The organism is Aliidiomarina indica (genome assembly GCF_015354615.1).
Lineage (GTDB): Bacteria > Pseudomonadota > Gammaproteobacteria > Enterobacterales > Alteromonadaceae > Aliidiomarina > Aliidiomarina indica.
In genome coordinates, this window is record NZ_JACAVQ010000001.1 from 253,403 (window position 1) to 270,006 (window position 16,604).

At 49.2% G+C, this 16,604-nt stretch carries 19 protein-coding genes; 8 read left to right on the forward strand and 11 right to left on the reverse strand.

Annotated features, from left to right (window positions below):
- Positions 1-24 precede the first annotated feature (24 nt).
- Positions 25-243: a DUF2788 domain-containing protein gene (locus HXZ99_RS01150; RefSeq protein WP_143234456.1), complete on the reverse strand. Its 219-nt coding sequence runs from the start codon at positions 241-243 to the stop codon at positions 25-27.
- Positions 244-334: 91 nt separating this feature from the next.
- A complete protein-coding gene (locus tag HXZ99_RS01155) occupies positions 335-1,108 on the reverse strand; it encodes an alpha/beta fold hydrolase (RefSeq protein WP_194755438.1) in 774 nt (257 codons plus the stop codon).
- 126 nt (positions 1,109-1,234) lie between these two features.
- Here HXZ99_RS01155 and seqA point away from each other — a divergent pair, with 126 nt between their 5' ends.
- Positions 1,235-1,765, forward strand: coding sequence for a replication initiation negative regulator SeqA (gene seqA / locus HXZ99_RS01160; RefSeq protein WP_194755439.1), 531 nt, complete (start codon positions 1,235-1,237; stop codon positions 1,763-1,765).
- A complete protein-coding gene (gene pgm / locus HXZ99_RS01165; protein ID WP_194755440.1) occupies positions 1,762-3,393 on the forward strand; it encodes a phosphoglucomutase (alpha-D-glucose-1,6-bisphosphate-dependent) in 1,632 nt (543 codons plus the stop codon). The genes seqA and pgm overlap by 4 nt, the downstream gene beginning before the upstream one ends.
- A gap of 24 nt (positions 3,394-3,417) precedes the next feature.
- Here the strand turns inward: pgm and HXZ99_RS01170 are convergent, their stop codons facing one another.
- Positions 3,418-4,713: an MFS transporter gene (locus HXZ99_RS01170; protein WP_194755441.1), complete on the reverse strand. Its 1,296-nt coding sequence runs from the start codon at positions 4,711-4,713 to the stop codon at positions 3,418-3,420.
- A gap of 288 nt (positions 4,714-5,001) precedes the next feature.
- Here HXZ99_RS01170 and HXZ99_RS01175 point away from each other — a divergent pair, with 288 nt between their 5' ends.
- Both HXZ99_RS01175 and hda read left to right on the forward strand, forming a co-directional pair.
- The gene (locus HXZ99_RS01175) at positions 5,002-6,117 is read left to right on the forward strand and encodes a DUF2066 domain-containing protein (RefSeq protein WP_194755442.1); all 1,116 of its coding nucleotides are present in this window, start codon (positions 5,002-5,004) and stop codon (positions 6,115-6,117) included.
- Entirely contained in the window at positions 6,105-6,848 is a 744-nt protein-coding gene (gene hda, locus HXZ99_RS01180; protein WP_194755443.1) for a DnaA regulatory inactivator Hda, read from the forward strand. Before HXZ99_RS01175 ends, hda begins: the two co-directional genes overlap by 13 nt.
- On the opposite strand, the gene HXZ99_RS01185 is transcribed toward hda, so the two are convergent.
- The 3 genes from HXZ99_RS01185 to bepA all read right to left on the reverse strand — a co-directional run bounded on the left by HXZ99_RS01185 (position 6,845) and on the right by bepA (position 9,227).
- Positions 6,845-7,315: a DUF2069 domain-containing protein gene (locus HXZ99_RS01185; protein ID WP_194755444.1), complete on the reverse strand. Its 471-nt coding sequence runs from the start codon at positions 7,313-7,315 to the stop codon at positions 6,845-6,847. The two genes, hda and HXZ99_RS01185, sit on opposite strands and share 4 nt — an antisense overlap.
- A complete protein-coding gene (gene arsC / locus HXZ99_RS01190; RefSeq protein WP_194755445.1) occupies positions 7,312-7,668 on the reverse strand; it encodes an arsenate reductase (glutaredoxin) in 357 nt (118 codons plus the stop codon). The genes HXZ99_RS01185 and arsC overlap by 4 nt, the downstream gene beginning before the upstream one ends.
- Positions 7,669-7,742: 74 nt before the next feature.
- Positions 7,743-9,227 carry a beta-barrel assembly-enhancing protease gene (bepA, locus tag HXZ99_RS01195; protein WP_456237042.1) on the reverse strand — a complete coding sequence of 495 codons (1,485 nt, stop codon included), beginning with the start codon at positions 9,225-9,227 and terminating at the stop codon, positions 7,743-7,745.
- Positions 9,228-9,494: 267 nt separating this feature from the next.
- Here bepA and HXZ99_RS01200 point away from each other — a divergent pair, with 267 nt between their 5' ends.
- Positions 9,495-10,568: an AI-2E family transporter gene (locus HXZ99_RS01200; RefSeq protein ID WP_194755447.1), complete on the forward strand. Its 1,074-nt coding sequence runs from the start codon at positions 9,495-9,497 to the stop codon at positions 10,566-10,568.
- Positions 10,569-10,638: 70 nt separating this feature from the next.
- Here the strand turns inward: HXZ99_RS01200 and bcp are convergent, their stop codons facing one another.
- The gene (gene bcp, locus HXZ99_RS01205) at positions 10,639-11,115 is read right to left on the reverse strand and encodes a thioredoxin-dependent thiol peroxidase (protein ID WP_194755448.1); all 477 of its coding nucleotides are present in this window, start codon (positions 11,113-11,115) and stop codon (positions 10,639-10,641) included.
- 205 nt (positions 11,116-11,320) lie between these two features.
- On the opposite strand from bcp, the gene dapA reads away from it, so the two are divergent.
- Genes dapA through purC form a run of 3 tightly spaced genes read left to right on the forward strand, consistent with a single transcriptional unit; the run spans position 11,321 to position 14,067 of the window.
- Positions 11,321-12,220: a 4-hydroxy-tetrahydrodipicolinate synthase gene (dapA, locus tag HXZ99_RS01210; RefSeq protein WP_194755449.1), complete on the forward strand. Its 900-nt coding sequence runs from the start codon at positions 11,321-11,323 to the stop codon at positions 12,218-12,220.
- On the forward strand, positions 12,210-13,319 hold the full coding sequence (bamC, locus tag HXZ99_RS01215) for an outer membrane protein assembly factor BamC (RefSeq protein ID WP_194755450.1): 1,110 nt from the start codon (positions 12,210-12,212) through the stop codon (positions 13,317-13,319). Before dapA ends, bamC begins: the two co-directional genes overlap by 11 nt.
- Before the next feature lie 34 nt (positions 13,320-13,353).
- Entirely contained in the window at positions 13,354-14,067 is a 714-nt protein-coding gene (purC, locus tag HXZ99_RS01220; protein ID WP_194755451.1) for a phosphoribosylaminoimidazolesuccinocarboxamide synthase, read from the forward strand.
- A 51-nt stretch (positions 14,068-14,118) separates the two neighbouring features.
- On the opposite strand, the gene HXZ99_RS01225 is transcribed toward purC, so the two are convergent.
- Genes HXZ99_RS01225 through HXZ99_RS01240 form a run of 4 tightly spaced genes read right to left on the reverse strand, consistent with a single transcriptional unit; the run spans position 14,119 to position 16,560 of the window.
- Complete coding sequence (locus tag HXZ99_RS01225; protein WP_194755452.1) at positions 14,119-14,322, reverse strand: DUF2897 family protein; 204 nt, start codon at positions 14,320-14,322, stop codon at positions 14,119-14,121.
- Position 14,323: 1 nt separating this feature from the next.
- Entirely contained in the window at positions 14,324-15,055 is a 732-nt protein-coding gene (locus tag HXZ99_RS01230) for a M15 family metallopeptidase (RefSeq protein ID WP_194755453.1), read from the reverse strand.
- A 1-nt stretch (position 15,056) separates the two neighbouring features.
- Positions 15,057-16,217: a succinyl-diaminopimelate desuccinylase gene (dapE, locus tag HXZ99_RS01235; protein WP_331458460.1), complete on the reverse strand. Its 1,161-nt coding sequence runs from the start codon at positions 16,215-16,217 to the stop codon at positions 15,057-15,059.
- Entirely contained in the window at positions 16,210-16,560 is a 351-nt protein-coding gene (locus tag HXZ99_RS01240) for a Spx/MgsR family RNA polymerase-binding regulatory protein (RefSeq protein ID WP_194755455.1), read from the reverse strand. Before HXZ99_RS01240 ends, dapE begins: the two co-directional genes overlap by 8 nt.
- Positions 16,561-16,604 lie beyond the last annotated feature (44 nt).

Genomic DNA, 16,604 nt, shown 5'->3' on the forward strand with positions numbered 1-16,604 from the left:
TAGCGGCGCGGGTGCATTATGCGGTTAACCCAAGCTACGCTCAACAAAGAACTGAATGATCCCTTTTGCAATAAATCCAGCCATTCCCAGAAACAAAACGAGCCATACAAAGAAACGTCCAATTTTCGGAACATCACCTTTTTTAAGCACATCCTGAATCGCCAAGCCTATCAGCAGAAACAAAGCCGCAATCGCGAAATTGGTCATCAGGCTCTCTATGAGCTCAAAGTGTTCAGACAGCATAATGAACTCCTCGATGGAAATCGGCGCTTAATGCAGCCTCTGCGCGCGGAGGATACCATAAAACCCATTATTGGTGGAACTCCCAAAGGCGTTATCTAATGTCTTCAAGAAAGCGCTGCACAATGCCATTAAATACTTGTGGCTTTTCTGCGTGCAGCCAATGGCCTGTCTCAGCAATGGTTTTTGATTCGGCAGCGGGAAAGCGCGCTTGAATATCTGGACGATGCTTTTCGGTAACATAATCGGAGCGCCCGCCACGAATAAACAAGACCGGACCTTTATAGGTTCCTTCGTTTTGGGGTGCGCCAATTAAATCGGGGTAACATGATCGTAAACCCTCGAGGTTCATCCGCCATTGCCATTGGTCGTCTTCTTTGCGCAAGTTTTTCAACAGGAATGAACGTACGCCGCGCTCGTCGATATGCTCCGCTAGCTGTTTATCCGCGTCTTGACGGCTATTAATGGTATCGAGGTTAAGGGCTTCTAGGGCATCTAGAATACTTGTGTGGCGGGCATCGTAGGCAACAGGAGCGATGTCGGCGACGATGAGCGCGCGAGTTTGCTCAGGGTGTTTTAAGGCAAATTCCATTACAACTTTGCCGCCCAAGGAATGGCCGAGTAAGTAGGCGGATTCGATATCAAGTTCTTGCATAACTTCACGAATGTCTTCGGCCATTTCCGCAAGGGCCATCGAGTCGGTCCATGGCGAGTTACCATGGTTGCGCAATTCAATATTTACGACATAGTAGTCATCTTGAAGGGCACGGGAAATACTCTTTAAGTTGTCGAGATCGCCAAACAGGCCGTGCACTAAAATAATGGCAGGCTGGCTGCTCTTGCCTGAGGTCTCATAATTTAGAATCATGTTTTATCTCTTACTGCGAAAGTCTGTTTATAGTGTCGCTTGGAAGTGCTTTTTGTGCAAACTGTAGCGGGCTCAGTTATACTAACGGCCACTTTCCGTAACACCCGATTTCAGAGCAGTAAGTATATGAAAAAGATAGAAATCGATGACGAACTCTACACGTACATCGCCTCTCACACGCAACATATCGGCGAATCAGCATCGTCTATTCTACGACGCTTACTTGGCCTATCTGCGAATTCTTTGGCAGAAAGTGCGTTTAGTGCTACACCAAAACCCACGCTCTCAGCCAACGTAGCCGCAACTAGCGGCGAGTCGTCCCGCTTTTTTGATCGGGTTGCAAGGCAAGACCTCACGGCGCAAAAAGGTGTGGTGGGACGATTTTTATTTATTCTAGCAACCTTGCATCGCTGCCATCCGGAGCAGTTTGTCAGGGTATTGGATATTCGTGGGCGTAATCGCTTGTATTTCTCAGCGTCAGAAACTGAGCTTACGAGTACGGGCACCAGTACCAATCCTAAACAAATTCCAGATACGCCGTATTGGGTGGTGACGAACAATAACACCACGAAGAAAAAATCGATTCTCACTCAGGTAGCAAGGGAACTTGGCTATACTGCAGACGAAGCAGAACAAATCAGGGATTTATTAACATGAGTCAGCATCCGCGCGCTGGTCAGCCAGCGGAACCGAGCGATTTAGTCAATATTCCGGCCCTTGTTAGCGCCTATTATGTGAATGAGCCTCATCCTGGTAAAGCGAACCAACAGGTTAGTTTTGGAACTTCAGGTCATCGGGGTAGTGCGCTTCGCTTGTCCTTTAATGAAGCTCATATTTTGGCCATTAGCCAAGCGATTGTGGCCTACCGTGAAGAGCAGAATATTACAGGCCCTTTGATGCTGGGAAAAGACACCCACGCGCTATCAGAAGCGGCGTTTATTACGGCCCTTGAAGTCTTTATTGGCAACGGTATTGAGGTCCATATTCAGTCGGATTTGGGCTACACGCCAACACCCGTGATTAGCCATGCAATCATCCGCTACAATCGCGGCCGTAAAGAAGGATTTGCCGATGGTGTTGTGATTACCCCTTCGCACAATCCTCCGCAAGATGGAGGCTTTAAATACAATCCTCCCCATGGCGGGCCGGCAGATGGCGACACCACAAAAACCATCGAAAAATATGCCAACGCCATTCTTGCAAGTGAGCTCATTGGTGTAAATGTCGTGTCGTTTGCGCAAGCGAAAAAATCGCGCCGACTTAAGAAAATGGATTGGATTAACAGTTATGTCGATAGCTTATCCGATGTTATTGATATCGAAGCGATTCAACACGCTGGATTAAAAGTGGGTATTGATGCCATGGGTGGCGCTGGTGTGGCTTATTGGCGCGCCATTCGTGATACCTATAAGCTCGATTTTACCATTTTAAATGGTCATGTAGATCCGTCTTTCGCCTTTATGACACTGGATAAAGACGGTGCCATTCGCATGGATTGTTCCTCACCTGCAGCCATGGCGAACTTATTAAACCTTAAAGACGATTATGATCTCGGGGTGGGTAATGATCCGGACTATGATCGTCACGGCATCGTTACTCCTGCGGGCTTAATGAACCCAAATCATTATTTGGCGGTTGCGATAGACTATTTAGCCCAGCATCGTGATTGGAGCGCGGATGTCGCCATCGGAAAAACGCTTGTATCGAGCGCCATGATTGACCGCGTTGTGGCTGGCGTAGGGCGTACGTTACTAGAAGTACCTGTCGGCTTTAAGTGGTTTGCGCAAGGTTTGAACGACGGAACCATTGCCTTTGCGGGTGAAGAAAGTGCCGGCGCGAGTTTTATTGATCGTGCCGGACAACCTTGGTCTACCGATAAAGATGGCATTCTTTTGGGCCTACTTGCGATGGAAATTCAGGCCGTCACTGGAAAGTCGCCGAGCGTTTACTATCAGGAGCTTGAAGCCAAGTACGGTCAGGCGAGTTATGCCCGCATTGATTGTCAGGCGACGCCTGCCCAGATGGCCGCTTTCGCGCATTTAGTGGAGACGCCTCCGTACCTAGAAACCTTGGCTGGAGAGGCAGTGACCGCCGTTTTGACGAAAGCACCTGGGAACCAAGCCGGATTTGGTGGCATCAAAGTAACCACCGAAAATGGATGGTTCGCGGTGCGTCCATCGGGAACTGAGCCGGTTTATAAAATCTACGCCGAAAGTTTGAAAAGTGCCGAGCACCTAGCGCAAATTCAAACAGAAGCACAGGCCTTACTAAGTGCCTGGCTATAGCCTGTGGTTTATCTAGGTTAGGGCTTAAACCGGGCCCGAAGTGCCCGGTTTAACTGGTATCTTACCGTCAGGTTCTTCAAAATCTTCGTTAGCTTCTTCAATTAAGCTCGCTAGCAGTTCTTCAGAAGGCTGAGCTGGCGCCAAATTGGTCAATGAAGAGTGTACTTGATCTGGGGCTTTTGCCCGTTGTGTTACGCGGTATAAGGAATAGCCGGAGATCATCATGGCCAGCACCGCCATTAATACGAAAAACATATTAACGTTGGCATACTGCATTAAGGCAGCGCCTAGCGGTGCGCCTACAATGGCACCCACACCACCTACCTTAATAATGGCGCCAGTCGCGCCAATCATTTGATCTTTTTCTAAGTAATCATTGGTGTGCGCCATAGCTAGTGAATAGATAGGCAGCAAGCAGCCGCCAAGCACACCCATGCCAATATATATCCAGAGCGGGTTGGTAATGGTGACTTGTGACAACACGAGAGCGACGATGGCGCCGGCACCGGTGACCGCGGCCAGCACAAGACGGCGATCGTATTTATCAGAGAGAAAGCCAACCGGGGTTTGGGCAAGCAGTCCGCCAAAGATAAAAGCCGCCATAAAAATGGACACTTGACCCACAGAAAGCCCAACCATAGTGGCATAGACGGGGCCAACTCCATAAAACATGGCGTAGCACCCTTGCGCTAAGAAAGCCGCCAGCAAGCCTAAAGGGGCTTGCTCTATGAGCAACTTCATCGGCACTTTCTTCGGCGAATGGGTGGTCGGTTCAACCGTGACACTCGCGAGAATTGGAATTAAAGCCACGTTAATAAGCAATGCAATAATGGCGAAGGGAACAAAGCTTGCAGGATCAACTAAGCCTAATAACAGCTGTCCAATGATGAGGCCACCATAAATCAACACCAAATATACCGACAGCAGTGCGCCTCGATTGCGATTATCGGCCATGGTGTTGAGCCAGCTTTCTGCAATAACAAACATAGCGGAAAGGGCAAAACCACTGACAAAGCGCATGACGAACCACACCACAGGATCAATCCAAATCGATTGCACTAATACGGCAACCGTACCTAAGGCAGCGAGTCCACCGAACGCGCGAATGTAACCGACCCGACGGATATCTTTGGGAGCCCGCGTGGTACCAAATAAGAAGCCGATAAAGTACGCAGACATTATTAAACCAATCGTAAAGGTTGAGAAACCTTCGATGGTGCCGCGTAAGCTCAATAAGGTACTGGTCATGCCTACACACAAGCCGATCAATGTCATGGTTGATAATAACGAACTGACAGCGCGAACTTGTTGTCTGAGCATGGCGTTTGCGTCCTAGGATTGCTGACACACTGGGATAGTGTTCACAGGGTGAGTGACATAGTTTATTTTTTCAATACTTTATCACTCAGGCATAGTTTTCGCCAGAATTCCCCCAGCCTTATCCACAGGTTGTCACTTGCCGTGAGCGGTTTGCGTGTTTATTATCCGATCACACTTATTATTCAGGCGGTTGTTGTGCAACGAATATATTTGACGACGAAATCCATCACGAAACGATGCCCCCGGGTGTTGCCGGCGAAAGCAAGCGGATGGGGAGCATTATTGCTGATGGCACTAGCCATGGTAATGACGTTTCCCGTGGCGGCAAATACTGATTTTCAGCGACTTTTGCAGGGTGAGCGAAAGGTCGAGTCGCAAACTCGTAATGAGCGTCAGCAAGTATTGCCGTCGATTCTATCAGACGTGCTTGTGCGTGTTTCCGGCACAGAAGAAGTATTAAACAATAGCCAAGTGCGGGCTGAGTTGCGGAATGTAAACGATTACCTCCTGCAGTTTGGATACCGTAGCGATGAGGAAGGATTGTTTTTATCGGCGAGCTTTGATGAAACTCGGATTCGTCAGTTGTTGCAGCGCGCAGGCTTCTCGTTATGGACAGGACGCCGACCAGAGCTACTTTTATGGATTGCAGAAAACCATCCTGAACAAGGGGTTCGTTTGGTCGGAAGAGCTGAATCAAGACCCTTAATCGAACAGTTAAGAGAAGCCTCACGGCGGCGCGGCTTGCCAATGATGATGCCGCTTATGGACTTGCAAGACCAAATGGCGATTACACCGCGCGATGTTTGGGGCCGTTTTGAACGCGAGATTCTAGATGCATCGGCACGTTATCCTACCGCAGGTGTAGTGAGTGCCCGTGTGTTTCGCCAGTTAGCGGATGATTCGAGTAGTGTTTTGCTTGGCCCTGAGGACGAATCTGCGGCCAATTACTTGCCTGAGGAAATGGAAGAAGGGCGTACCTATCATTATATCTTGGAAGCGCGCGTTAGCGTCGGTGATATGCGCTTTGTTGAAATCATTGAGGCCGCCGATGAAGGTGCCTTGGCCACCGATTTTGTGAATCGTGTTGCTGATCGCGTGGCTGCGTTATTTATCGGTGACACCACGGAAGGCACCGGTGAGATTTTAGTGCGTGTGGTTGGCGTTAATGAACTTGCAAATGTGTTGCAAGTTGAACATCTATTGCAGCAACAGGGGCAAGTGTATAGGGTCCAACTTCGTCGTTATCATCAAGGCACTGCAGAGTTTGCGGTGCAGCTTAACGGGGGCGCTAGTTGGCTCGCACAAGCACTCGAATTCGATCGGCGCATTCGGCGCGAGTCCCTGAATAATGATGCGGATATAGCCGCTCAGGAAATCGCATTGGAGCTTCGATGGGTTCGTTAATGAACTCGGATCACCAGCTAGCACTTCCGGTGCAGCTTCCTGATCATGCACGCTTTGATAACTTTGTCGTGGGTAGCGGTGAGGTGGGTGAGGCCCATGCATTACTCGTCGCACACCTGCAACGCATTGCGAGCGCCGCGTGGCGCCCTGAACACCAATACACCTATTTATTTGGCAGCTCAGGACGCGGGAAAACCCATCTGCTGTGTGCTCTGTGCGAGCAGTGTGCAGAGCAGGGCCGTACTAGCATCTATTTATCGTTGCGTGAATTTCACGGGGTTAATGACGTCTCTATTTTGCAGGGATTGGAACGCTATGATGTGATTGCCCTCGACGATGTTCAGGCGGTATGTGATCAAGGGATTTGGTGCGATGCGCTGTTTGCGCTGTTTAATCGCGTTCAGGATGCTGGGAATGGTTTTATGGTGTTGGCCGCAGACCATTCAATTGCGCGGTTACCCATTGTGTTGCCGGATTTACGCTCACGTATGCAATGGGCGAGTCCATACCAACTGCGGCCTTTGCCAGATGCAGATAAGGTAATGGTGTTGCAGCAGCACGCGCAAGAACGCGGGCTTGAACTCACAGAAGGCGTGGGGGAATTTATCGTACAACGGCTCAGTCGTGATTTACATGAGCTTATGGGCGCTTTAGAGCAGCTTGATCAAGCATCAATGGCTCGTCAGCGCCGTCTTACCTTACCTTTTGTGAAACAAGTGCTGGCGATTTAGTCAGTCGATTTGTTGCGAGGAAGTTTGCCCGCATTACTCACATACGCCTGCATTTCTTTGTCGTACTCAGCATCTTCTTCTTTCTTTCGTTTTAACCTCAATCCCAACTCGCGTCCGCGATAGCGGGCGTAAAACGTCGCCCCAATAAAAGCGCCCGTTGTAAGCACAATTTCAATAAGGGCGTAGGCTAATTCCTGCGGATGCGTATATAGCGTGGTAAAACCATGCATAAAATAGAAAATCAGGATGAAGTTTGCCCAAGCATGGGTGTAGGGGTTGCCCTGAAGAATGCCTTTTAACGGAAACAACAAAGGAACACCCCAAATAACGAGGGTGAGCCAAATCGGCAGAAACTCATTAGGGGCCAAGACGCCATGCCAAAGCACTACAAAGGCGAGTAGGCCGGGGTAGCAAACGAGGGTAAGTTGGCGATGGAATTTAGCCGTTTTATAAAAGGGCGTGTTCACAGTATCTCCATAACATTTTGAGGAGGACGCCCAACCCGACCTTGTTTACTTTCGGTGTTGATGACAATCGGACGCTCGAGCACTTTGATGTGCTCGCTTAATTTCTTGGCTAACTCTTCGGGCGAATCGAGCACATCCTCAAAATCATGTGCTTTATAGGCTTCTTCTTTGGTGCGTAACAGATCTCTTAACGCCACACCAACTTGGTCAGCGATATCGAGTAATTCTGTGGGCAGCAAGGGATGTTTTAGATATTCCACAATCCGAGGTTCAATGCCATTGTCTTGCAGTAACTTCAGGGTTTCGCGGCTCTTGGAGCAGCGCGGATTGTGATAAATAGTGATTTCGCTCATGCTGAGTTCCCGTTGGCAATCGTTGAAACTTAAGTTAACCGATATTTGTGACCCGCAACTGTACTCAGTTTTCGTTAAAAGTCAAAAACCCGTTCGCGCTCAATTTGTAAGTTTTGGATTTGTTGAATACGTGCTTGTATCCGTTGCCGGTTCATAACATCCGACTCATCAGATTTGGCAAAGGCAGAATGCAATTCATCAATGGCACTGTTGAAGTTTGCGCGCAACACTAACACTTCTGCCATTGCTTCATGTTGACCCACAATATTTCCCGATTTTTGCTGGCTTTCATGGAGAAGTTGCCAAGCCAAAACATCGCGCCGGTTTTCAATTAAGTAATCTTGGACCACGCGACGGGCGACGGCGTATTGACCTGCATGATTGGCCGCGTAGACAAAGTTCAATGTAACCACCTGATTATTCGGACGGCGGGAATATTCGGTAGTCAGCATCTCTAACACCTCATCGAAGCGTTTTTGCGCAATCCAGATATCTGTTTGCGTATCGATAAAAAATAAATTGAGGGGATGGGCATTCCGCAGATCGCGAATAATCTGATCGGCTTCTTCGTAACGCTCTAACTCATGCAGGGCAAGTGCTTTCGCGTACAATAGTCCATGCTGCTTTGTCGTATTACTTTCCCGCCGTAATTCCTGTTCAACAGACGCTAACACATCACGCGCTGGGCGGTTGCTAAAACGGACCTGCACCCGTGCCTTGGCCAGCTGGAAATCGAGGCTCGGTGGCAGGCTGCGCGGGCCGAGCGCGCGTGCGCGTGACTGGGTGTCGGCGATTCGCGACTCTGGCAAAGGATGGGTGACCAGAAATTGCGGCAAGGTTGAGCTATAACGATAGCGATCTTGCAAGCGACCAAAGAAGCGAGGGGCACCTTCTGGATCGTAACCAGCGCGATAGAGCGCCTGCATGCCAATGCGGTCCGCCTCGAGCTCGAACTGTCGGGTAAAATTAATTTGCCGTTGCTGCAAACCAGCAATATTGGATGTGAGTACCGCCATCCCTAACGTAGGGTTGATGACACCAATGATCATGCCACCAATGATTTGAGCCACGGTCATCGGCATGGCCGCTGTCATACGCTCCATATTGCGGGCAATGTGGCGTTGTGTAACATGAGCGATCTCATGGCTTAGCACTGAGGCCAATTCCGATTCATCTTGAGCTTCCATCAGCAGGCCGGTATGCATACCAATTTGGCCACCGAGAAAGGCGAACGCATTGATACTGTCGTCGCGAATCCAAAAGAAGCTGAATGGGTAGCGCACGTTATCTGTGTGCCGCACCAAGTTGTTGCCGACGCCTTCGAGATATTCTCGTAACACAGGATCTTCAATCACTGGAGCCGCGCCGCGAACTTCACGGGCAAAGTGTTCACCTAAAAGGCGTTCCCGTTCGATCGACATAAAGGCACCGCCGGCCGTGCCTATAGTCGGCACGTCGGTGCGTGAGTGCGCTGCAGCCTGGTGACTTGAAGCAATGAAAAAAATAAGAAAAGCCGTGCATATCATACTGACAACGGGGGCACGGAAACTGATTTGCATGTCCAATGGACTCCATAGTTATCGACCCAAAACTACATCTAGCCGGAGGTGACTAGGGGTAAGGGCCTGACGGCAACTCACGGTTATCCTTGAGACCTTAAAGAACTACTTGGGTTCAATGCGTTCATAGGTTTAGTTTATGAGTCTAAAAGGTTGTACGCAGGTTGTCGACCTTTGGACGTATGGTGTAAGGTTGCAGCCCTTGATACAATAAGTACTGCGCAACCTTGATTGCGATCTTCGGCTCAGAGAGGAGCAGCACTATTTATGTTGGGTTATATTCGCGATTGGTTTTCTCGCAAATTCTCAGATCCTAACGCGATCACACTAACGTTATTGTTAGTTATCGGTTTTGGCCTGATTGTGTTGTTTGGCACTGTGCTTGCTCCCATTTTAGTGGCCATTGCCTTGGCGTACCTGCTTGAATGGCCCGTGAGTCGGCTTGAGCGTATCGGCTTTAAACGCATTTATGCCGTGTTATTGGTATTTATGTTGTTTATAAGTTTTGCCCTCATGTCGGTGATGTTCCTGATGCCGGTGATATGGCAACAAAGCGTTAATTTGCTGTCGGAACTGCCGTTAATTGCGCAGGCCTGGCGTGAAATGATGGAAGGCGTGGAAGAGATTGCCCCGGCCTTTATTGATGCAAGCCAATTGCAGTTGTTTACAGATAAAGTGAACGACCGATTATTGCAGTTCGGTCAGGGCCTGCTTGAGCGCTCACTGAATACGTTAGTATTGTTGGCTGTGGTGTTGGTTTACCTCATTATCGTGCCATTACTTGTGTTCTTTATGCTTAAAGATAAAGTGTTGTTGCTTGAACATTTTAATCGGGTACTGCCAGAGCAGCGCCGCTTGATTAGCCAAGTGGGTTCAGAAATGAACCTACAGATCATGAATTATATTCGTGGCAAGGCCGTGGAAATCGTTATTGTCGGTGTGGTCACATATATTGTGTTTTCGATGTTTGATTTACGCTATGCGGCGTTGTTGGCAACTCTGGTCGGTTTCTCCGTGTTAGTCCCTTATATCGGGGCGGCTGTGGTAACCATTCCAGTAGCGCTGGTCGGGTTATTCCAGTTTGGAATTAGCGCCACCTTACTTTGGTTGATTGTTGCCTACCTAATTATTCAGGCGCTCGATGGCAACGTGTTAGTGCCGATCTTGTTCTCAGAAGCAGTGAGCTTGCACCCGGTGTATATTATTGCCGCCGTATTAATCTTTGGTGCCATTTGGGGATTCTGGGGCGTGTTCTTTGCGATTCCACTCGCAAGCTTGGTGAAGGCGGTAATTACTGCGTTATCGACGCGAAGGGATGAGCAGGAAATTCTGACTGAATAGGTAAGCTAGAATAGAATAAGAAAAAGGCCCGGACTCAGACGAGTGCGGGCCTTTTTGCATGGGGCTTCGGCTACTTGTCGAGGCTCTCAAGTGCCTCAAGAACCACTTCGTGGTGATCTTTGGTTTTGAACTTATCAAATACGTGGGCGATTTTTCCGTTTTTATCTACTAAAAAGCTAATTCGGTGAATGCCATCGTATTCGCGGCCCATAAACTTTTTCGGGCCCCAGACACCAAAAGCATCTGCAACCTTGTGATCTTCATCACCCAGTAATGTGAAATTAAGCGAGTCACGCTCGGTAAACTTTGCTAATCGTTTCGGCGCATCTGGACTAATACCTACAACAACCACGCCTTTTTTCGCGAGTTGGTCGCGGGTGTCCCGAAGGTTTTGCGCTTGCACAGTGCAACCTGGAGTCATGGCCTTAGGATAAAAGTAAACGAGTACCCGGTTCTGTTTGAGAAGCGTCTCAAGACTGACGGCCTCTCCTTGTTGATCCGGCAGTGTAAACATGGGGGCTTTATCGCCAACCTGTAATGTTTTCATGAACATGCTCCTGTCGTATGTAACACGTGAATGGTAACAAAGTGAGGATTGCTGAGGATACCTTGTCCTCATACAGAACAAAAGGGAATCGGCTTGCGCACTGTTTTAATTATTTGTTTATTTCTCGTAAGGAAAGGCTGCACTAGACTTGTCATTGAAGTGCTCCGCGAGTAAGATTGAGCCCTAATTTTTTGAGGGAGAATCTATGCTGACCGGCAGTATGGTGGCGCTTGTCACTCCGTTCACAAGCAACGGTAATGTGGATTATAAACTCCTTACAGAACTTGTTGAGTTTCATATTCAATATGGATCCGACGCGATTGTTTCGGTCGGAACTACCGGCGAATCTCCAACCCTGAGCCATGATGAGCACGTAGACGTTGTGCGAGCTACGGTAGAGGTGGCAGCAGGGCGCATTAAAGTGATTGCAGGTAATGGCTCAAACTCCACTCATGAAGCAGTGCAGCTTACCGAGCGCATTGCGGTATTGGGCGTAGATGGCTTTTTGAATGTCACGCCTTATTACAATAAGCCGAGTCGACGCGGCATTATTGAGCACTATAGGCACGTTGGTGAGGCTAGCGACTTGCCGCAGTTCTTATATAATGTGCCGGGCCGTACGTGCTGTGATTTATTGCCTGACTTGGTCGGTGAACTTGCCCAATTGCCAAATATCGTAGGCATTAAGGAAGCTACAGGTGACGTTTCACGTGTGGCGGAATTACAACGCATTTGTGGACACGATTTCATTCTGCTCAGTGGTGATGATCCAACATCGCGGGAATTTATGTTAGCCGGTGGTCATGGTGTTATTAGTGTGACTGCCAATTTAATGCCGCAAACGATGAAGCGTATGGTTGATGCGGCAACCCGTGGCGACGTGGATTTGGCCAATGAACTGGATAGAAAATTAGCACCTCTACACGAAGCATTATTTATCGAAGCCAACCCCATTCCGGTAAAGTGGGCAATGGCGCGCCTAGGTTGGATTCAAGCAAATTACCGACTTCCGCTTACTGAGCCGGAACTTGCGAGCGAAAAAGTTATCGAACAGGCACTAATCAACTCAGGACAATTAAAAGAGCGGAGTTCGGATGAAGTTTAAATACGTAGTCTTACTGGCCATGGGTGTTGCCATGGTGAGTGGTTGTACGTCAAGTCGTGACCTTGCGGATGGCGGTTTTGGATATCTGGATGTGGAGGAACGCCCCCCATTGGTGATTCCAGAAAATTTGGAAGAACGCCCCAGCCAAACGCAATTTGAAGTACCTGCAAAAACGCCAGAGATGCAGAATGCACCTAAAGGCGCTGCGGTAAGTATTCGCTCCCCTCGACAGATCCTTGCGCTTGCGCCAGGAAGTCGTGTGGAAGAGAGTTCCCGTACCTCTACCTTGTCTTTTGATGCCGTTGACGGCGTATCAGACTTGCCCGCTTGGGTATGGTCGGAAGTTGAACGCATCCTGCGTGATTCAGGAGCGAACTTTGCTGAATATGAAGATGAGCGTCTTATTGTGACGGATCGCTTTCGTATGCAACAGCACACCATTCCTCGCACCGGATTTTTCAACCGAATTCGTGGTCAGCGAGTGGCGGTAGAATCAGAGCAGACGTTGACTGTTGCTATGACAGCGCCCTCCCATCGTCGCACTGTGTCGGTTACCGTGAATGCGGATCAGATAAACTGGCTCGAAGACGGTCGTGCGGTACGTGAAGATCGTTTGCCAGCAATGCTGCAACGCAATATTGAAGCGGATTTCTTAAACACGTTGAGCAGTAACTTGAATCAAAGTTATACAGCAGGCCGAGTGGCTGCGGTTCAAACAGGCTTGGAATTTGATATTTCTGAAACCGCAGACGGCTACCCAGCAGTTCGCTTTTTCGGTGATTTCAACACGGGTTGGATTATCTGGCCTGGGGTTATGGCTGATTTAGGCTTTGTTGTAGAAGATTTGAATCAAACCGATGGCATGTATTACGGCGAATACCAGCCAGGCGGTAAACGCGGATGGTTCTCACGCATGTTCCGTCGTGGTGAACGTGGTCCTCTCGATTTAGCGCGCGGTACCGAAGTAAACTTCTCTGTTGATGAGGAGAATGGTCTGGTATTTGTTGTGCCGATGATCGACGGAAATCCGATTGACCGTTCTATGCTAGACGCTTGGGTACCAGCGCTAGAAGAAGCTTTTAGAAACTTAAATAACTAACCTGAACATTTCCTAGGATCACTGAGAAACGGCAATGGAAAAACGTGACGAGTTGTATCGCGGTAAGGCAAAAACAGTATTCACCACGGATAATCCCGATTATCTTATTTTAGAGTTTCGGGATGACACCTCTGCGTTTGATGGTGAAAAAGTTGAACAGCTAGCCCGTAAAGGCATGGTGAACAATAAGTTCAATCACTTCATTATGGAGCAGTTGAGCGCCGCAGGGATTCCGACGCAAATGGAACGCCTGCTATCCAACACCGAGTGTGTGGTGAAAAAGCTCGACATGATTCCAGTGGAGTGTGTGGTGCGCAACATTGCCGCAGGTTCGCTCGTGCGCCGTCTTGGTGTAGCAGAAGGGTTGGAGCTTAATCCTCCTACGTTTGAATTGTTTTTGAAAAACGATGCGCTGCACGATCCTATGGTGAATGAGTCTCATGCGATCGCTTTTGGCTGGGCGAGCCAAGCCCAGTTAACCGAAATGAAACGCTTAACCTTCGCTGTGAATGATGTGTTGAAACCATTGTTTGAGAATGCAGGCATGCTGCTCGTTGATTATAAGCTTGAGTTTGGTGTATTTGATGGCGGCATTGTGCTTGGCGACGAGTTTAGCCCTGATGGTTGCCGCCTATGGGATAAAGACACACGCACAAAACTTGATAAAGACCGTTTCCGTCAAGGTTTAGGCGGTGTGGTAGAAGCTTATGAAGAAGTGGCCAAGCGTTTAGGTGTTCCGTTAAGCTAAGCGATACCATTGTAAATTATGATTGAAACGAGGGCTTTGGCCCTCGTTTTTTTATGGCTCATCCTGATTGGATGAGCGGTTTTCACGCGCGCTCTTTTCTTTATCTTTCTCTTGCTGTTCAAGTAGCTTCTGCTGTTCTGCTTTTTTCAGCACACTCTCGGGCATCTTCATATTGGCGGTTTTCTTAACCAACATAATGTTGCTTAAAATAATGCCAATGGCCAGCACGATAATGATAATTCCCCATATCGACATGCTAGGTTCCTCTGCTCGCGGCGCCCAATGCAGCTTCAGGAATTGTTGCAACTGAGCCCATATAACGCTCAACTAAACTTTCTAACTGATGGTTGAGGTGCTCTCGGCCAGCCACATCGAAGTCACGATAATGCACCTCAAGCGCATCCAAAATTGCCTGAGGCTTATCGTAATGGTGTTGATACAACGAAGCCAGTGGCGCGAATGACCAATGCCAAGGCTCAGCAGCAACGCCAGGGCCATCGTCGCTCAGGTAAGGGCGATAGAACCCAAAACTATGAGCGTGGGTCGACAACCAGTTAAATAACTCGGCCATCGGCCCGGAAGAGGCGTATTCCCATGGTTCGAGCTGCAACGATTCTCCCCTAAGGGCAACCGGATCATAACAATCGAACTCGGTGCCCCAGTGATGTCTGGAAAGCCCAGGAAGGGCAGACCAGCGCAGCACTTTATGGAGTTCATCGGCGGTAATTGGTGGACGCAGTTGATCGAACTTGCTTGCCCAAATAGCCGCCTGTCGTTCAAAACTACGAAAGCCACTGGCAATGCGCAACGTAATGCCAGCGTCAGCTGCGGCCGCTTGCATGCGCTGATAGGCCTGCACGACCGCCGGTTGCAATCGAATTAGCGGTGATGCTTCGCCTGGCACCGACTGCACATGGCCACTATCGACACCACAAAGTTGCGCTGTCGTGAGATTGCTTTGGGCATCTGTCGGCATCGGAGAAGACATACTAGTTGTTCTCATTCCCGTTGGAGCGAACCAATATACGTTCCAAAATACGCTCATACATATCGGTAAGTGTAATCAAGTCGCGATGAGAAACGTGCTCGTTCACCTTATGAATACTGGCATTCACAGGACCAAGTTCAATTACCTGAGCACCCGTAGGCGCAATAAAGCGCCCGTCTGAGGTACCGCCGGCTGTTGATAATACCGGTGGTGAGCCAATCACATCGGCTACCGCGGCTTTTGTGGCATCCACCAAGGGACCTTGGTCAGTTAAGAAGGGTTCACCATTGAGAATCCAATCCATGGAATAGACGAGTTCATGTTTATCAAGAATGGCTAAAATCCGCTTTTGTAGTCCCTGAGCGGTGGATTCAGTGCTAAAACGTAAGTTAAAGGTTACTTTCATACGGCCCGGCACAACATTTGTGGCGCCGGTGCCAGCACGCATATCAACGATCTGAAAACTGGTTGGCGGAAACGCCGCATTGCCATCATCCCAATATTCGCTGGCCAGCTCGGCAATGGCCGGTGCCGCTAGGTGCACCGGATTGCGGGCTAGGTGAGGATAGGCTACATGGCCCTGCACACCCTCAATGGTCAAGTAGCCGGTCATGCTGCCACGGCGTCCATATTTAACCACGTCACCGGCATATTCTGTCGATGAGGGCTCGCCAACCACGCACCAGTTGATTTTCTCCGAGCGCGCTTCAAGGGTTTCGACCACACGGACGGTGCCGTTAATGAAAGGGCCTTCTTCGTCGCTGGTGATTAAAAAAGCAATACTGCCGTCATGATCAGGGTGTTTCTTCACAAATCGTTCGGTCGCAACAATCATCGCAGCGAGAGAACCTTTCATGTCGGCAGCGCCACGACCAAAAAGCACACCATCGATATCGGTCGGGGTGAAGGGGTCGGTATTCCAATCGGAGCGATCACCCGGGGGCACCACATCGGTGTGGCCAGCGAAACAGAATACCGGGCCAGATTGATTGCGTCGTGCCCACATATTGGTGGTGTCTTCAAACACCATAGACTCAATATCAAAGCCTAAGGCGGCTAAGCGCTCTGCCATAAGCGTCTGACAACCTGCATCTTCAGGTGTAATGGATGGTCGACTAATAAGTTCACGGGCTAGTTGCAGTGTAGGGTGGTTATCAGACACGAAAGAATCCCTGCCATGTAGCTTCATCAAAACCCACCAAAAGTTCACCTTCACGTACAACTAAGGGACGCTTCAGCAAGGTTGGGTGGCGCTGTATTAAATGGATAGTTCGGGGTAGGGTTAATTCCCCCTTATCGTCGTCAGGTAGATTACGCCATGTGGTTCCGCGTTTATTAATCAACTGCTCCGCACCTAAGGCATTGATCCAGTGTTCAATAGTAGCCGCAGGGAGAGGGGCGCTTTTTAAGTTGGAAAACTCGTAATCAATCTGGTGCTCTTTGAGCCATTTCCGTGCCTTGCGAACGGTGTCGCAGTTGGTGATGCCGAACACAACAGTACTCATGGATGCGTTCCTTTATTCAATCAATGGTAACGTGGGAAAACAGT